Genomic DNA, 16,386 nt, shown 5'->3' with positions numbered 1-16,386 from the left:
ACCTATTTCTCCCCATCTGCAATTTTAAAGCCTAATACATACCAATCCGGTTGGTAGTTTTGAATATGTAACACTCTGCCTTGTGCAGTGTTTTCAATGGTAAATTTCAGGTCGGTATTGAGTGCTTGTAGCTCACCATAAACTGACAGTGGCAAGCTGATTTGGGCTTCGGTTAAGCCATCAATGTAAAGATAGAGATCCGCCCCAACTTTGGTATAACGATAGGTTACATCACCGATTTGCTCGGTTTGGTGTTGGCTACAACGGGATTTATAGATTCCCTCTCCATTTATTTCCAGCCAGCTCCCCAGTGCTAATAAGCGTTCAACTTGCTCTTGCGGAATAGTGCCATCTGCTTTCGGGCCGATATTCAGCAATAAATTGCCGTTGTCGGCTACGGTTTCTACCAATAGGGAAATCAAGTCTTTCACCGAAATCAAATGGCTTTCGTCTTCTACCTGGTTATAACCGAACGATAAGCCCATACCACGGCACATTTCCCATTTCTTATCACGGGAAGCCACGCCGTGTTTGTATTCTTTGGAGGTGAAATCGCACCATAGTTTGTTCCAGCGGTCGTCCACTACGCCCTCTTGAACGCTGTTGTAATAATGAGCAAATAGATGTGGTAACATATGCTCGCCCACTTTTGGCCAGCCAATATCATTCCACAATACATCTGGTTTATAGCGGTCGATCAGCTCTACCACTTGTTTATAGGCGTAGTCAGCGTATTCGTAAGTCGGGCAAGCGTTTGAGAAGTTTTGACTTTCGGTGAAAATCGGGGCAGAGGAATAAGTCCAATCGATAATGCCCGAGTAGTAAGCGCCCATTTTTAAGCCTTGCTCCCGCACATTTTCAGTCAGCTCGCCCATTAAATCCCGCTTCGGTCCGGCTTGCATGCAGTTGAAATCGGTATATTTACTTGGATAGAGACAGAAACCATCGTGATGTTTGGTGGTTAATACCACATATTTGGCGCCAGCTTTGGCAAACAGTTTCGCCCATTCTGCTGGTTGCCATTTTTCCGCTTTCCATAGTGGCAGGAAGTCGTTATAGGCAAAGGATTCGCCATAAGTTTTGATATGATGTTCGTAGGTCGGGCCTTTTTTGACATTGATGGAATTAAAATACCATTCTGCATAAGGGTTATTACAGAACCACTGTTCATCAATATCAATTTCACCTAACTGACAGGTCGGTGGGGCAAAGGCGGGTACGGAGTAAATCCCCCAGTGAATAAAAATCCCAAACTTAGCATCTTCATACCACTCTGGTACTTGGTGCTGTTTGATCGACTCCCAACTGGCGTGGAAACGTTTTGGTGAAGTGTTGCAACTCATACACAGACTCCTATTGAATCTAAATAGAACTAAACTGAAATACATTTTCCATTTTGATAAAAATAAAACAATTTGTTTCGATAAAAAGGGGGGGGTTTATGTATGAAATGTGAACTTCATCACACTTATTTTGTGATAAGCAGATTGAGGAATGCCCGATATTCGCTTTTTTAGGAAAATTCGGGCATTTTTACGGCTAGCAAGCGGTCTGTTTAGCCGGATTTTTTGCAAAACAAAACCCCTTGCTTAATATCATAAGCTAAGGGGTTTTCACTTAAAGCAATATGATTAACGTTGTTGCCAGAGATCGATTAAAGTGCGATATTTCTCCGATACCGCAGAAATCAAGGTATTGTCGTCCAATTCACCGGCAAGCCATTTTTCGGACGGTTCACCGAAAATGGTGCGGCCGACTGCAAAGCCTTTCACTTTCTCACAGCCTTTTGCCTGTTCAAAGGTGTCTTTAAACACCTCTAACGGGGCATCTAAACCTAAAATTAAAATACCACGACAGTCCGGATCGTTTGCCTCAATGGTGGCGGAAATCGCTTGCCATTGTGCGCGAGAAACATCCGGCAATTTCCACCATTCCGGCTTAATGCCAAGTTGGTAGAAATGTGCTATCGCTTGGTTATAGAAAGCCTCACTCTGTGGCATATCAGCAGGCAGAATAATTTCCAACAATAGCTCGTGACCGGTACGGCAACAGGCTTGATACACCTCTTTTAACTTGCGATCTTGGCGGGCTTTTAAACCGCTTTCATCATTCGGGTGGTAAAATGCCAAGCATTTGATGACGTGATCGCGTGGGAATGATGCTAGCTGAGAGCCTAAATCTCCATACTCTAATTCCAGCGGGCGGGAAGACGGCTCTTCAATCGGGCGGGCAATCCAGTAATCTTTGCCGGTAATCTCATTAAGTACATCTTGCCCGAAAGTGGTATCGGCTAGGATCCCTGCTTGATTTTGTGGTAAGCCGGATTGAGTTGCGGTTTGTTCCATCGCTTTTAATAGCAGCTGTTTCAGTTTCGGTATGCGAGCAAGATCTGCACCGACTTTATTTGCCATATCCACCAACTGTTTGCGGTGATCAAAAGCAAAAATACAGAGATTTTCCCACTGTTTTTTGCGGGTGGTGACACGGTGTAAGTGGTTTAAACGCTCATCTAAATCCGGACGTGGTACACTCTCTGCACGGGTTAAATAATCGTCAAGTTCACGTTTGGTCGGCATTGCCGGTGAACAGCCGTGACGAGATACCACTAACGCTCCGCACGCATTGGCATAGTGGCACGCTTGTTCCCAACCTTCGTTATTTAAGTAGCCACGCAGTAAGCCCGACATAAAAGCATCGCCTGCACCCAGCACATTCAGCACTTCTACACGCACGCCGTACACATTCAAGCCACCGTCTAAATCATTCGGCAGCTCGCCTTCAAATACTGAACACCCTAATGCCCCACGTTTGCACACTAATACGGCATTAGAGACTTTACGCACATTTTTGAGTGCAGTGAGAGTATCGGTCGAACCGCCTGCGATATGAAATTCTTCCTCTGTGCCGACAATCAGATCGAAATGGTGCAATACTTCTTGTAGCGATTTGGTGACTTCGGCACTGTCTATATAACGGGTTTCGCCATCACCGAGTGAGGTTAATCCCCATAACACAGGGCGATAATCAATATCTAACGCTCGTTTTACCTCATTTCTACCCGCATATTCGAGTGCGGTCAGCACAGCTTCACGGGTTTTAGGGTTTGACAGGTGCGTGCCGGTAATTGCTAAGCAACGGCTGGAAGCAATATAGGCTTCGCTAAAATCGTCTTTGGTGATTGCCATATCCGCACAGTTATCACGATAGAAAATCAGCGGAAAAGTCTCTTTATCTTTAATGCCGAGAATAACCAGTGCAGTTAAGCGTTCTTTATCGGTAATTAAATGGCTGGTGTCCACGCCTACGCTTTGTAGCTCTTCACGTAGAAAACGCCCCATATGTTCGTCACCGACCCTTGCCAGCATTGAAGAACGTAAACCTTGCACCGCCGTACCGTAAGCCACATTGCCTGACGAGCCGCCGAGGTATTTTGAAAATGTGGTCATCTCTTCCAAACGGGAACCGATTTGTTGCCCATAAAAGTCCACCGCCACACGCCCTAAACAGATAAGATCCAATGGACGATCTTGATGATTAACTGTTGCCATAACCGCTCCTTACAACAAGTAAATTTGAATACACACTATACATCATACAAAAATGAAATTTTTATTTCAAATTTATTCTATTTAAATTATCATTTCTGTGATCTAGCTCTCACTTTGAAAAATAAGGCAATAACTTCGCAGAAATGAGAACTGGATCACATCTTTTTTTCGATTTCCTTGCTATTATAAATGAAATAAATTTTTCATTTGTAAAAATCAGTAGAAAACCGACCGCTTGCAAAAGCGATGTAAGCCAGAGGAGGCTTTATGCAGACTACTCGTTTAACGGTTGCACAGGCGTTAGTGCAATTTTTGGATAATCAATATTTAGACGTGGACGGCAAAGAGATTAAATTCGTTCACGGTGTTGCCGCTATTTTCGGCCACGGCAATGTGCTGGGAATAGGTCAGGCGCTTGCTCAAAATGCCGGTGGTTTAACGCTCTACCAAGGCAGAAATGAGCAAGGTATGGCACATTTGGCGATGGGCTTTGCTAAGCAAAATCTGCGTCAAAGAATTATTGCCTGTACTTCCTCGGTCGGGCCGGGGGCGGCAAATATGGTTACGGCTGCGGCAACGGCAACAGCGAACCGTATTCCTCTTCTTTTATTACCGGGCGATGTGTTTGCGACCCGCCAGCCGGATCCGGTACTGCAACAAATCGAACAACCTTACGATTTAAGCATTAGCACTAACGATGCGTTCCGTGCCGTCAGTAAATATTGGGATAGAGTGCAACGCCCTGAGCAGTTAATGAGTGCTTGTATCAATGCGTTTCGTGTGCTGACCGACCCTGCTGAAACCGGTGCTGTCACCATTGCTCTGCCGCAAGATGTACAAGCGGAGAGTTTTGATTTCCCGAACAGCTTCCTGCAAAAACGAGTGCATCGCTTAGAGCGTACACCGCCGACAACAGCGATGATTAAGCAAGCGGTAACATTAATTCAAACCAAGAAAAAACCGCTGATTGTCTGCGGTGGCGGTGTTCGCTACTCGCAAGCGGGTCAAATTCTGCAAAAATTTGCTAAACAGTTCGGCATTCCATTTGCTGAAACCCAAGCGGGTAAAAGTGCGGTGGTGTCCGATCACGCATTGAATGTAGGCGGAGTGGGAGAAACCGGTTGTTTAGCGGCAAACCGTCTGGCAAAAGAAGCGGATTTAGTGATTGGCATTGGTACACGCTACACCGACTTCACGACTTCTTCCAAATGGATTTTCCAAAACCCAAACGTGCAGTTTTTGAACATTAATGTGGCACGTTTTGATGCGTACAAATTAGACGGCGTGCAACTGGTTGCCGATGCAAAAACTGCATTAGAGGCGTTAAGCCAAGCCATTCCTACTGATTATCAAGCTCAATGGGAGAATGAAATTTCACAGGCGAAAGCGGATTTTGCTGATGAAATTCAACGCCTGCGCGCTGTGCAATATCACCCTGATTTCACCCCTGAAATTAACGATAATCTTGATCATAAAGCGGTTCACAATGAATTTATTCAGCTCACCGGTTCCCAGCTCACCCAAACCCAAGTGCTGGGTATTGTGAATGAAACCATTGATAACAATGCGATTATTGTTGCCGCCGCCGGAAGTTTGCCGGGTGATTTACAACGCACTTGGTTAAGTAAAGGTGAAGAGACTTACCACCTTGAATATGGCTACTCCTGTATGGGCTATGAAGTGAGTGCGGCAGTCGGCGTGAAAATTGCCCGCCCCGAACAAGAGGTCTATGCCTTGCTGGGGGACGGCTCTTACTTAATGGCACACACCGAATTAGTGACCTCAATTCAAGAGGGCAAAAAAATCAACGTGGTGCTGTTCGACAATATGGCAAACGGCTGTATCAACAACCTGCAAATCGGCAACGGTATGGACAGTTTCGGTACGGAATTCCGCTTCCGCAATGGCGAAACTAACCAACTCAACGGCGGTTTAGTGCCGATTGATTTTGCCAAAAACGCCGAAGCATACGGCTGCAAAACCTATCGGGTAACTAACGAAGCCGAATTGCGTGCCGCCCTTGATGATGCGAAAAAACAGACCGTTTCTACCTTAATCGATATTAAAGTGTTGCCGAAAACAATGGCTCACGGCTATGGCTGCTGGTGGCACGTTGGTGTCGCGGAAGTGTCAGAGAGCGAGCGTATTCAACAAGCCCGCCAACGCTCCGAAGAGCAGTTAGCTAAGGCTCGGAAGTATTAGTTAAAAAAACAACTCCCCACTTTGAGCTACGAGGGGAGAATATCAAGCGGTCAAATTTGCAAAATTTTTGATAAAAATAACCGCTTGCATCCAAATTTATCTCTATAAATCAAACGAGGTTTCTCTATGAAAGCTGAAAACATTCAATTAGGCATTGCCCCAATCGGTTGGACGAACGATGACCTGCCGGAACTGGGAGCGGAAAACACTTTCGAGCAGTGTGTGAGTGAGATGGCACTTGCCGGCTACACGGGCTGTGAAGTGGGTAATAAATATCCGCGTGATGTTGCCGTGTTAAAACACAAACTGGACGTGCGTGGCATTCAAATCTGTAATGCGTGGTTCAGCACCTTCTTTGTGGACGGTAAACGGGAAGAGACCATTGCCGAGTTCATCAAACATCGTGATTTCTTGCATGCAATGGGGGCAAAAGTGATCGGCTGTTCCGAACAGAGCCGTAGTATTCAAGGCACAACCAAATCTGTGTTCAAAGAAAAACCGATTTTCAACGATGAAGATTGGAAACGTATGGCAGAAGGCTATAACGAATTGGCGAAACTTGCCGCCGAAAAAGGAATGAAAGTCTGCCTGCATCACCATATGGGAACCGGTATTCAAACACCCGAAGAGGTCGATCGCTATATGGCAGAAGTGAATGACGATGTCTATCTGTTGTTCGATTCAGGGCATTTGTACTATTCCGAAGGCTGCCAAAAAGCGATGCTCGGCGTACTGGAAAAATATATCGACCGTATTATCCACGTTCACTTAAAAGATGTGCGTGATGAAGTCGTGGCGGAAGTAAAAGCAAAAGATTTAAGCTTTTTAGAAGGCGTGAAAAAAGGCACCTTTACTGTACCGGGCGATGGTGTCATTGATTTCCGTCCGATTTTCGATATTTTAGAAAAACACGACTACAAAGGCTGGATGGTTGTAGAAGCCGAACAAGATCCGGCACTTGCCAACCCGTTTGAATACGCCCTCAAAGGCAGAAAATATATCCGTGAAACCGCAGGAGTTTAATATGTTAAAAGTAGGTATTATTGGTGCAGGCCGTATTGGACGTGTGCATTCTGAAAGTATTAGCAAATATGTCAAAGGTGCTGAAATCAAAGCAATCTCTGATGTAAAAATTACCGAAGAATTGACCGCTTGGGCAAAATCGATGGGTATTCCGGAAGTTTATGATGACTATAAAAAAATCCTGCAAGATCCGGAAATTGATGCGGTATTGGTCTGCTCTTCCACCAACACTCACGCTCCGATTTCGATTGAGGCAGCACAGGCTGGCAAACACGTTTTCTGTGAAAAACCGGTAGATGCAGACCCAGCTAAAATCCGTGAAGTATTGAGTGCAGTCGAAAAAGCCGGTGTAAAATTCCAAGTGGGCTTTAACCGCCGCTTCGACCACAACTTCAAGGCGATTAAAGACCGTGTGGCGGCAGGCGACATCGGCGAACCGCACGTTATCCGAGTAACCTCTCGTGATCCGGAAGCCCCGCCAATCGAATATGTGAAAGTCTCCGGCGGAATGTTCTTTGATATGACCATTCACGACTTCGATATGATTCGTTATTTATCCGGCAGCGAAGTGGAAGAAGTGTTTGCAGTCGGCACCGTATTAGTAAACCCTGAAATCGGCAAAGCGGGCGATATTGATACTGCCGTTATCACGTTGAAACTGAAAAACGGAGCAATCGGCGTAATCGACAACAGTCGCAAAGCTGCCTACGGCTACGACCAACGTGCGGAAGTGTTCGGCTCGAAAGGGGCAATCCATATCACTAATGATACCGGCTCAACTGCCGTATTCTCAGGTGAAAACGGCGTGGTGGCGGAAAAACCAAAATACTTCTTCTTAGAACGTTATATGCAATCTTTCGCCGATGAAATCAGCTGTTTCGTAGATTCTGTGGTAAACGACAAACCAACGTTAGTAAACGGCAATGACGGCTTACAACCGGTACTTATTGCCTTAGCTGCGAAAAAATCACTGGAAGAAAACCGACCAGTGAAATTGAGTGAAGTGGCGTAATTGATCATAAATACAAGCGGTCGGTTTTACTCGCTACACTCGCACTTCGTGCCATCGGCATAGCCGATGTTCAAACGCAAGCATTTTGCAGAAAAATTTGTAAAACTGACCGTTTGAGTTTTTATTTATTATCTTTTGGGAAATAAATATAATCGTGCTCAATTTTTATTGATTGTTTAAATAAATAGAAGGCTGGAATTATCAAAAGAGTTAATACAATACCAATAAAATATTTAAAATTTTCTGTTTGCATTCCAATATATTCAAAAGTGAATCTAATCCCAAGAGGGTAATTCCCCCATTCTTTTGCCAAACAGATATGAATAATCAAAAAGAAGATAATACCTAAAAAACGTCGAGATATTGATATTCTGACTCTCATTTTTTCTTCTTTTTCACATAGTATCTCAACTCTGCATTATTTTCCTTAGCTGCTTGTATTTTTAATATTGAAAGCATTTCGTATTTGTGTATATCTTCAATTTTAGGCAGCTCATAAGTGTTACATCCTATTTTATCAAGAAGGTCTGATAAAATAAAAATATGTAATAAACGCATCATTGTAAATAATGCGGTAAATGTAACTGAAAAAAAGAAAATTGCTGCAATATAATCAATGGTTTTTGTGAGATATATTTCCTTTTGCTGTATCGCAATATAGATAGGCACTTGATGAACAAGTTGGAAGTAAGCATCCAAATAAACAACTATCAATATGAAGCCTAAAAACCATTCTGTTTGCATAAGAACATTGATAGGGCTGTTTTTTGTGCTAAAAATTTCTTTAATTGAACTCATAATTTTTCCTTAAATGTAAAAAAACGTACCTCAACCAATTTGAGATACGTTTCTATTTTAATGTAATTATTAAATCTCACTCACCTCCACCCACCTTTTCTCCTCCGCCGATTTTGCTATCGCTTCCAATACTCTGGAGATTTTATAGCCTTCTTCAAAATCGGGATACATCGGGTCATCAGCGGCGATGCCGTTGATGAGGTCACGGATTTCCACCGCTTTTTGGTCGTTAAAACCGATGCCGTGACCGGCACTCACACAAAAAGCAGCGTAGTCGGGATGTTCCGGGCCGACTAAAATGGTTTTGAATCCTTGGCGGGATTTATCGTCATCGTGCAAATAGAGTTTGAGTTCTGCCATTCGTTCTTGGGTATAGCTGAGCGTGCCTTTAGTACCTGTAACGACATAGGTCAGCCCCATTTTACGCCCGCAGGAAATGCGGGAGCTTTCGAGCGTGCCCATTACCCCATTAGCAAATCGTATGAGACTACTTGCCTGATCTTCGTTTTCTACTTTGATTTTTTCTGCTGGATTGTGCGGACTAGGGCGTTCTTCAATCACTGTTTGCATATCGCCGATAACACGCTCAATGTCTGAACCAACCAAATAGTGTGCGATACTGACAATATGTGCGGCTAAATCTCCCAACGTACCAAGCCCGGCTTTGGCTTTGTAGCAGTGCCAATCAATCGGGGTATTAGGGTTGGCGAGATAATCTTCGTTATGCGTGCCGTAGAAATGCACCACCTCACCAATTTCGCCGTTTTGAATAATTTGGCGAGCCAGTTGGGTGGTTGGATTTTTGATATAGTTGAAACCGACCAAGGTTTTAACTCCCGCTTGTTGAGCGGCAATCACCATTTCTTTGGCATCTTGGGCGGTGAGTGCAAGCGGTTTTTCTGAATAGACGTGTTTGCCGTGTTTAATCGCTTCTAAGGCAATTTCTTTGTGCAGAAAATTTGGTGTACAAATGTCCACCACATCGACATTCGGATCGGTAACCAATTTTCGCCAATCGTCAGTAGCACGCTGAAAGCCAAATTCTCGGGCTTTTTGATCGGCTAATGCTTGGTTGATTTCGGCAAGGTATTCCAGTTGGATTTTGCCTTTAAGTGGAAACAGGGTTGGGGCTTGAGCGTAGGCAATGGCGTGGCAGCGACCGATATAGCCGGTGCCAACTAAGCCGATTTTGATGGTTTTCATAATACTATCCCAGTAGGGTGCGTTTGCTAACGCACCATTAGAATTTTCAGTGCATTGGCAAACGCACCCTATAAGAAAGCGGTCTGGTTTTGCAAAATTTTTACAAAATCAGACCGCTTGTGTTAGCTATCTATAATGCTCCTCGTCTGCTCTTCGCATAGGTGTCGAAGGCAACGGCAAGGATGATGATTAAGCCCATAATGATTTGTTGGTAGTAAGCGGAAACGTCCATTAGTACTAAACCGTTAATCAATACACCCATAATAATGGAGCCGATGATGGTGCCTGTGACTCGTCCGTATCCCCCCATTAGGGAAGTTCCGCCGATAACCACTGAGGCAATTACACGTAGCTCAAAAGAAACGCCGGCAACGGATTCGGCACTGCCTAAACGGGCGGAGAGAATGAAACCGGCAAGTCCTGCCAATGCTCCGATCACCACATAAACACTGACTAAGGTACGGTTGATATTCACACCGGCTAAACGGGCTGCTTCCGGATTGCCACCTACCGAGTACACATAGCGTCCCCAGCGGGTTTTATGCAATGCGAAGTAACCGATAATGGCGACTACGGCAAAAATCACTACCGGCACCGGTACGCCTAAAATATCGCCACGTCCCCACCAGCGGTAACCTTCGTCAAATCCGGCAATTGGCGAGCCGTTATTTAACACAAGTGTTAAACCACGCCAAATTGTCATACCGCCAAGCGTGATAATAAACGGTGGCAGTTTGAGTTTAGTGACGCCTAAGCCGTGTAACCAACCAATGAAAGTGCCTAAACCTAAACAGATACTCAAACCTATCAGCCAGCTCATTCCGCCCCAAGCACCGGCTTCTAGCGTTACCGTATTATCGCCTTTGATAATATAGGCCGCGAACATTGCGGTAACAGCAAGGATTGAGCCGACAGAGAGATCGATCCCTGCAGTTAAGATGACGAAAGTCATTCCTACCGCCATAATGCCGAAAATCGACACTTCGGTTAAAACGTTATAGATGTTGCGTTGCGATAAAAATGCCCCGTTTTGTGAAGTGAAGAAAATAATCAGTAAGATCAAGAAAATCAGTACGCCGAAACGTTCAAAGAAGGCGATAAAATCGATTTTTCCTTTGTCATCGACCATACCCATATTTTTTAGAAATTGCGTTGTCATACAAACCTCTCTTATGCTGCCGCTTTACGCTGAACGCCAACAGCCATCATTGACATTAATTTTTCTTCGGTGGCATCATCGCCGTGAATTTCGCCAGTTACCCGACCTTCGGAAAGAGTGATAATGCGGTCGGAAATCGCCATAATTTCCGGTAAATCGGAGGAAATCACTAATACCGCAACACCTTGTTTTGCCATATCAAACAGCACTTGGTGAACCTCAGATTTTGCCCCAACATCAATACCTCGTGTCGGCTCATCAACAATTAGTACTTTCGGGTTGAGTGCCATACAACGGGCTAAAATCACTTTTTGCTGATTACCACCCGATAATTTGCGGGCTTCAAGTTCGCTACTTGCCATTTTGATGCGTAACGCTTGGCGGTAGGTTTCGATTAAATCATCTTCTTTTTGATTATCGACAAACAAGTTACCCTTCAATAATTTGCTTAAAATCGGCAGGGTCATATTGGTTTTAATCGGTAAACCGAGAACTAAGCCCTCTTTTTTGCGATCTTCCGGCACAAGGGCAACCCCTTTTTCCAAAGCATCTAACGGCGAGGTGGCAGCATAAGGCTTACCGTCTAGGCTGATTTCATCAGCCGTATAATTTTCTACCCCAAACAAGCAACGGGCAATTTCAGTTCGCCCTGCGCCAACTAAGCCGGCGATCCCTAATACTTCACCCTCGTGAATGTTAAAAGAGACACCGTGGAGAGCAATGCCGTGTGGATCGAATGCCGGTTTTTCCCGATGCAGATTTTTCACAGCTAAACGTATTGGTCGGTGGGTATGGTGAGTCTCTTCTGGTGGACGGCGAGTAAAGGCAACTTCACGTCCTACCATCATTTTAATAATTTGATCGACATTCACATTTTTGACTTCACCCTCACCAGAATAGCGCCCGTCTTGGAAAACGGTGAAACGGTCGCATAGGGCAAACACTTCGTTTAAGCGGTGGGTCACATAAATCACGCTAATGCCACGGCTTTTTAAATCACGCACGATTTGGTGTAGTGTTTCCACTTCTTTATCACTTAAGGCAGCGGACGGTTCGTCCATAATAATCAACTTAGCGTTTAAGGTCATTGCACGGGCAATCTCGACCATCTGCTGTTGTGCCACACTTAAACGGGAAACTTGGGTGTCAGGTTTGATATTTAAGCCGAGATTATCCAGCACTAATTGTGCTTCCTCATTCACCGCTTTTTCATTGACGAATAAACCTTTCACCGGCTCTCTGCCCAAAAAGAAATTTTCAGCAACCGTCATATTCGGTAACAAGTTAAATTCTTGATAAATCGTTACGATGCCTTTGAGTTGGCGATCAAACGGGGAATCGCTCAAACTTAAGGTTTCACCGTTAAAGATAATTTCGCCACTTGTTTGTGGCTGAGCGCCTGAAAGTGCTTTTAATAAGGTCGATTTTCCTGCACCGTTTTCACCCAACAATGCGTGAACTTCGCCTTTTCCCACAGTCAGTTTCACGCCATTGAGTGCCATAACACCAGAGAAACTTTTTGTCAGATCTTTCACTTCAAGTAAGGGAGTAGACATACAACCTCCGTAAAAAAACGCCCTCCGGCCTCAGCCGGAAGGCAGATAAATTATTCGCTGATTTCTGCAAAACGTTCTGCTTCTTGCAGATTATCTTTCAGGATAATTTTTGGCGGATAGTCCGCACCGCTCACTTCTTTGCTCTCACGGATATTGCCAACCACTTGCTCTAATGCGGTGCTTACCGCAAAACTTGGGCGTTGGTCAGCGGTGAGATACAACCAGCCATCTTTCACACGTGCAAGAGCCTCAGGGGTTGAGTCAAAGCCGGTTACTAAAATATCGCCGGCTTTCAAACCTTGGCTACGCAATGCTTCAATCGCACCAAGTGCCATATCGTCATTCGCTGAAATAATCACTTCTGGTTTCTCTTTTAAGGTTGGTAACACACTTTCAATAATGCGTAATCCCTCAGAACGGAGCCAGTTACCGGTTTGATCAACCACGATTTTATATTTGTCACCACCGGCAGCTAATTCATCACGAATACCTTTGGTACGTTCAATGTTAGAGGTTGAACCCGGCTGGCCGGTTAAAAGAATAATTTTTGCCCCATTCGGGTATTTGGCTTTCACTGCTTTTGCGACTTCTTGACCGCCTGTGTAGTTATTTGCCCCAAAGTGTGGAACCGGCTTACTGCTTTCAACTTTTCGGTCTAATGTCGCAGCAGGAATTTTTTCTTTGATAATTTCTTCCACTGCACCTGAAATCGCATTCACATCATTCGGGGAAATGATAATGCCTTTAGCACCACGGGTAATTGCATTTTCTAAGTCAGAAGCCTGCTTAGTAGAAGAACTTTGCCCGTCTAATACTTGCAATTTGATCTCCAACTTTTTACTGGTTTCTACCGCTACTTTTTGTAGTTGAACTTCAAACGGGCTGGATAGGTTCGGTAAGCTAAATACCACAAGCTCATCTTTCGCAAAGCTGTTCATTGCTAAGCCTAACGTTAAAGCACTCAATACAAATTTAATACGCTTTTTCATTACAAAATCCTCTTTTTAAGATGGGAATTGACGGCGAATATTGCCAATGTTACTTCAAACTGCGAAGGAAACTTAAGTCTTATTTCAATAATAAACCTCAATGAAATAAATTTTTCAATTTAGAATATATCATTCAAAATTTTCCAAACCAAATGCTTTGTTTCAAATTTGTTACGTAGATCACATTTTTAGGAAGAGATAAATGCAAGCGGTCAAAACAGGTCGCTTTTTTGCAAAAATTTGAATAAAAATGACCGCTTGTGAGATGAAAACCAATAAAAAAGCGGTGATTTCTCACCGCTAAACACTCAAAAAAGAAATGTACTCGTTATTATAAGGTTGGGAAATTAAATGCCGCTTGGCTACGCACCGAGCTGTCCGGCCAACGGGTTGTGATGGTTTTCATACGGGTGTAGAAACGCACGCCGTCTGTGCCGTACACATTGAGAGGCCCGAAAATAGAGGCTTTCCAACCGCCAAAGCAGTGGAACGCCATTGGCACAGGAATTGGAATATTCACGCCCACCATACCGGCTTGTACATCTTGGGTGAATTGACGTGCTGAATCGCCATCTGCGGTGAAAATTGCACTACCATTGCCGTATTGGTGACTGTTAATGAGTGCGATCCCTTCGGCATAATCTTTCACACGCACAACAGAGAGAACCGGTCCGAAGATTTCATCTTGCCAGATGGTCATTTCAGGTGTCACGTTATCAAACAGCGTACCTCCGACAAAGTAACCGTTTTCAAACCCTTCGACTTTATAGCCTCGACCATCGACACAGAGTTTCGCCCCCTGTGCCACCCCTTGATCGATATAGCTCTCAATTTTGGCTTTATGCTCTTTGGAAATCACCGGCCCCATATCATTTTCAAGCACGCCTTGTGGTAGTAAGCCTGAACCGATTTTCAATGCTTTGACCTTAGGAATTAGCTCTTCAATGATTTTATCGGCTAATTCATCACCAACAACTACCGCTACCGATAGTGCCATACAACGTTCACCGGCTGCACCAAATGCTGCGCCCAGTAAGGCATTAATTGTGCCTTGTACATCAGCATCCGGCATAATCAAAGCGTGGTTTTTCGCACCGCCCAAGGCTTGAACCCGTTTGCCGTTTGCTGAGCCTTTCTCATAAATATATTGTGCAATTGCAGTTGAGCCGACAAAACTCACCGCCTGAATGCGAGAGTCGGTTAAAAGAATATCTACCGCTTCTTTATCACCTTGCACCACATTGAATACACCGTCCGGCAAGCCGGCTTCTTTTAATAATTCTGCCAAGCGAATAGACACACTTGGGTCTTTTTCAGACGGTTTTAAAACGAAAGTGTTACCGCAAGCAAGTGCCACTGGGAACATCCACATCGGTACCATTGCCGGGAAATTGAACGGGGTAATGCCTGCCACTACGCCCAACGGTTGCTGGATTGAGTGAATATCAATGCCACGCCCTGCATTGGCAGAGAACTCACCTTTTTGTAAGTGTGGAATACCGGTGGCAAATTCCACCACTTCTAAACCACGGGTTAATTCGCCAATCGCATCGGAATAGATTTTGCCGTGTTCTGAGCTGATTAAACGAGCCAACTCATCAAAGTTTGCTTCCAATAACTCTTTGAATTTAAATAAAATTCTGGCACGGCGTAGTGGTGATTGTTGCGACCAGCTTTTGAAAGCCTGATCAGCCACTGCAATCGCTGCATCGACTTCGTTTGGCAGGCTTAATTTGACTTTTTTGGTCTCTTCACCGGTTGCGGGATTAAATACCGAGGTAACACGCTGGCTTTGGCTTTCAACGACTGCACCGTTAATAAAATTTTGGACAAATTGGCTCATTGGAGGCTCCTTATCAACTGATTGAGAGGAAAAACGGATAAAATACAGCCGATAAACTACCGCTAAAAATGGAAAATATCAATACACAATACTAAAAAATGAAAAATTTATTTCATTTTTGTGATCTAAGTAGCAAGTTTACAGATTGCCTGTATTAAAATGCGATAAAATTTCGTATAGTTTGAAGACGTATTCCATTTCGTTAAGCGAGGTTTCCTATGTCTAGTCCATTATTGTCTAAACCCAATTTCAGCCAACCTGAGGGATTAATTCAACACATTACCCCTGAAAATGCACAGTGGGAATATGTTGGATTTGATGTTTATCAGCTCAGTAAGCAACAAATTACGCTGGAAAGTGGTGAAAATGAACTTTGTCTAGTCTTTGTGACCGGTTTTGGTTCTGTCTATGTTGATGATTATACCTTTGAAAATATCGGCAACCGTACCACACCATTTGAAAAAATTCCGCCTTATGCGGTCTATATTCCGCCACACAAAAGCGTGTTGATTAAAACTGAACTCAATTTAGAGTTAGCAGTGTGCAAAGCACCAAGTCAAGGTCACTATCCGGTGCGTTTGATTAGCCCGAACCATATCGGTGTGGAAAAACGGGGCTTTGGCAACAATCAACGCTTGGTGCATAATATTCTGCCGGAAACCGAACCAGCCGACAGTTTGCTGGTGGTGGAAGTCTTTACCGATGAAGGCAATACCAGTTCCTACCCAAGCCACAAGCACGATGACAAACACTCTACCGAAGAAACCTATTTGGAAGAGACCTACTACCACCGCTTCGATCCACCACAAGGTTTTGCAATGCAACGGGTTTATACCGATGATCGCACACTTGATGAATGTATGGCGGTGTATGATAAAAATGTGGTTAAAGTGCCTCGTGGCTACCACCCTGTTGCTACCATTGCAGGCTATAATAATTATTACCTAAATGTTATGGCAGGGCCGGTACGCAAGTGGAAATTTACTTGGGAACAAGATCATCTTTGGGTGAACAGTGAAACCTATAAAGCCAAATTTGAGTAATACAAGCGGT

General features: G+C 44.2%; 12 protein-coding genes. 4 read left to right on the top strand and 8 right to left on the bottom strand.

The genetic code is table 11. The features are described 5' to 3' along the window. Positions 1–2 precede the first annotated feature (2 nt). Positions 3–1,343 carry an alpha-L-fucosidase gene (locus EDC41_RS00220; RefSeq protein ID WP_006251492.1) on the bottom strand — a complete coding sequence of 447 codons (1,341 nt, stop codon included), beginning with the start codon at positions 1,341–1,343 and terminating at the stop codon, positions 3–5. A gap of 288 nt (positions 1,344–1,631) precedes the next feature. Continuing rightward, positions 1,632–3,548: a bifunctional 5-dehydro-2-deoxygluconokinase/5-dehydro-2-deoxyphosphogluconate aldolase gene (locus EDC41_RS00215; protein WP_006251493.1), complete on the bottom strand. Its 1,917-nt coding sequence runs from the start codon at positions 3,546–3,548 to the stop codon at positions 1,632–1,634. 267 nt (positions 3,549–3,815) lie between these two features. Here EDC41_RS00215 and iolD point away from each other — a divergent pair, with 267 nt between their 5' ends. The 3 genes from iolD to iolG all read left to right on the top strand — a co-directional run bounded on the left by iolD (position 3,816) and on the right by iolG (position 7,785). After that, a complete protein-coding gene (iolD, locus tag EDC41_RS00210; RefSeq protein ID WP_006250051.1) occupies positions 3,816–5,750 on the top strand; it encodes a 3D-(3,5/4)-trihydroxycyclohexane-1,2-dione acylhydrolase (decyclizing) in 1,935 nt (644 codons plus the stop codon). Positions 5,751–5,876: 126 nt separating this feature from the next. Then, positions 5,877–6,773 (top strand): myo-inosose-2 dehydratase, encoded by an 897-nt coding sequence (gene iolE, locus EDC41_RS00205; RefSeq protein WP_006251495.1) that lies wholly within the window; start codon positions 5,877–5,879, stop codon positions 6,771–6,773. A 1-nt stretch (position 6,774) separates the two neighbouring features. Continuing rightward, entirely contained in the window at positions 6,775–7,785 is a 1,011-nt protein-coding gene (gene iolG / locus EDC41_RS00200; protein WP_006250055.1) for an inositol 2-dehydrogenase, read from the top strand. Between the two features lie 378 nt (positions 7,786–8,163). Here iolG and EDC41_RS00190 read toward each other — a convergent pair whose 3' ends face one another. The 6 genes from EDC41_RS00190 to EDC41_RS00165 all read right to left on the bottom strand — a co-directional run bounded on the left by EDC41_RS00190 (position 8,164) and on the right by EDC41_RS00165 (position 15,333). Further along, positions 8,164–8,583, bottom strand: coding sequence for a hypothetical protein (locus EDC41_RS00190; protein ID WP_020831019.1), 420 nt, complete (start codon positions 8,581–8,583; stop codon positions 8,164–8,166). Between the two features lie 69 nt (positions 8,584–8,652). After that, positions 8,653–9,786, bottom strand: coding sequence for a Gfo/Idh/MocA family protein (locus tag EDC41_RS00185; RefSeq protein ID WP_006250058.1), 1,134 nt, complete (start codon positions 9,784–9,786; stop codon positions 8,653–8,655). A gap of 130 nt (positions 9,787–9,916) precedes the next feature. Next, entirely contained in the window at positions 9,917–10,945 is a 1,029-nt protein-coding gene (locus EDC41_RS00180; RefSeq protein WP_006250059.1) for an ABC transporter permease, read from the bottom strand. Positions 10,946–10,956: 11 nt separating this feature from the next. Continuing rightward, a complete protein-coding gene (locus EDC41_RS00175; protein WP_006250060.1) occupies positions 10,957–12,501 on the bottom strand; it encodes a sugar ABC transporter ATP-binding protein in 1,545 nt (514 codons plus the stop codon). 50 nt (positions 12,502–12,551) lie between these two features. Then, positions 12,552–13,490: a sugar ABC transporter substrate-binding protein gene (locus EDC41_RS00170; protein ID WP_006250061.1), complete on the bottom strand. Its 939-nt coding sequence runs from the start codon at positions 13,488–13,490 to the stop codon at positions 12,552–12,554. A gap of 331 nt (positions 13,491–13,821) precedes the next feature. Then, on the bottom strand, positions 13,822–15,333 hold the full coding sequence (locus EDC41_RS00165; protein ID WP_006251499.1) for a CoA-acylating methylmalonate-semialdehyde dehydrogenase: 1,512 nt from the start codon (positions 15,331–15,333) through the stop codon (positions 13,822–13,824). A 218-nt stretch (positions 15,334–15,551) separates the two neighbouring features. On the opposite strand from EDC41_RS00165, the gene iolB reads away from it, so the two are divergent. Beyond that, positions 15,552–16,376, top strand: coding sequence for a 5-deoxy-glucuronate isomerase (iolB, locus tag EDC41_RS00160; RefSeq protein ID WP_006251500.1), 825 nt, complete (start codon positions 15,552–15,554; stop codon positions 16,374–16,376). The last annotated feature ends 10 nt before the right edge of the window (positions 16,377–16,386 follow it).

This window comes from Mannheimia haemolytica, from assembly GCF_004342115.1.
GTDB classification, from domain to species: Bacteria; Pseudomonadota; Gammaproteobacteria; order Enterobacterales; family Pasteurellaceae; genus Mannheimia; species Mannheimia haemolytica.
The sequence above is the reverse complement of the archived record's forward strand: the minus strand, read 5'-3'. Positions and strand labels throughout refer to the sequence as shown.

What these genes read in the sequence shown, in the direction of transcription:
- EDC41_RS00220 (WP_006251492.1), bottom strand. Translation starts at nt 1,343, where the DNA reads ATGAGTTGCAACACTTCACCAAAACGTTTCCACGCCAGTTGGGAGTCG.
- EDC41_RS00215 (WP_006251493.1), bottom strand. Translation starts at nt 3,548, where the DNA reads ATGGCAACAGTTAATCATCAAGATCGTCCATTGGATCTTATCTGTTTA.
- iolD (WP_006250051.1), top strand. Translation starts at nt 3,816, where the DNA reads ATGCAGACTACTCGTTTAACGGTTGCACAGGCGTTAGTGCAATTTTTG.
- iolE (WP_006251495.1), top strand. Translation starts at nt 5,877, where the DNA reads ATGAAAGCTGAAAACATTCAATTAGGCATTGCCCCAATCGGTTGGACG.
- iolG (WP_006250055.1), top strand. Translation starts at nt 6,775, where the DNA reads ATGTTAAAAGTAGGTATTATTGGTGCAGGCCGTATTGGACGTGTGCAT.
- EDC41_RS00190 (WP_020831019.1), bottom strand. Translation starts at nt 8,583, where the DNA reads ATGAGTTCAATTAAAGAAATTTTTAGCACAAAAAACAGCCCTATCAAT.
- EDC41_RS00185 (WP_006250058.1), bottom strand. Translation starts at nt 9,786, where the DNA reads ATGAAAACCATCAAAATCGGCTTAGTTGGCACCGGCTATATCGGTCGC.
- EDC41_RS00180 (WP_006250059.1), bottom strand. Translation starts at nt 10,945, where the DNA reads ATGACAACGCAATTTCTAAAAAATATGGGTATGGTCGATGACAAAGGA.
- EDC41_RS00175 (WP_006250060.1), bottom strand. Translation starts at nt 12,501, where the DNA reads ATGTCTACTCCCTTACTTGAAGTGAAAGATCTGACAAAAAGTTTCTCT.
- EDC41_RS00170 (WP_006250061.1), bottom strand. Translation starts at nt 13,490, where the DNA reads ATGAAAAAGCGTATTAAATTTGTATTGAGTGCTTTAACGTTAGGCTTA.
- EDC41_RS00165 (WP_006251499.1), bottom strand. Translation starts at nt 15,333, where the DNA reads ATGAGCCAATTTGTCCAAAATTTTATTAACGGTGCAGTCGTTGAAAGC.
- iolB (WP_006251500.1), top strand. Translation starts at nt 15,552, where the DNA reads ATGTCTAGTCCATTATTGTCTAAACCCAATTTCAGCCAACCTGAGGGA.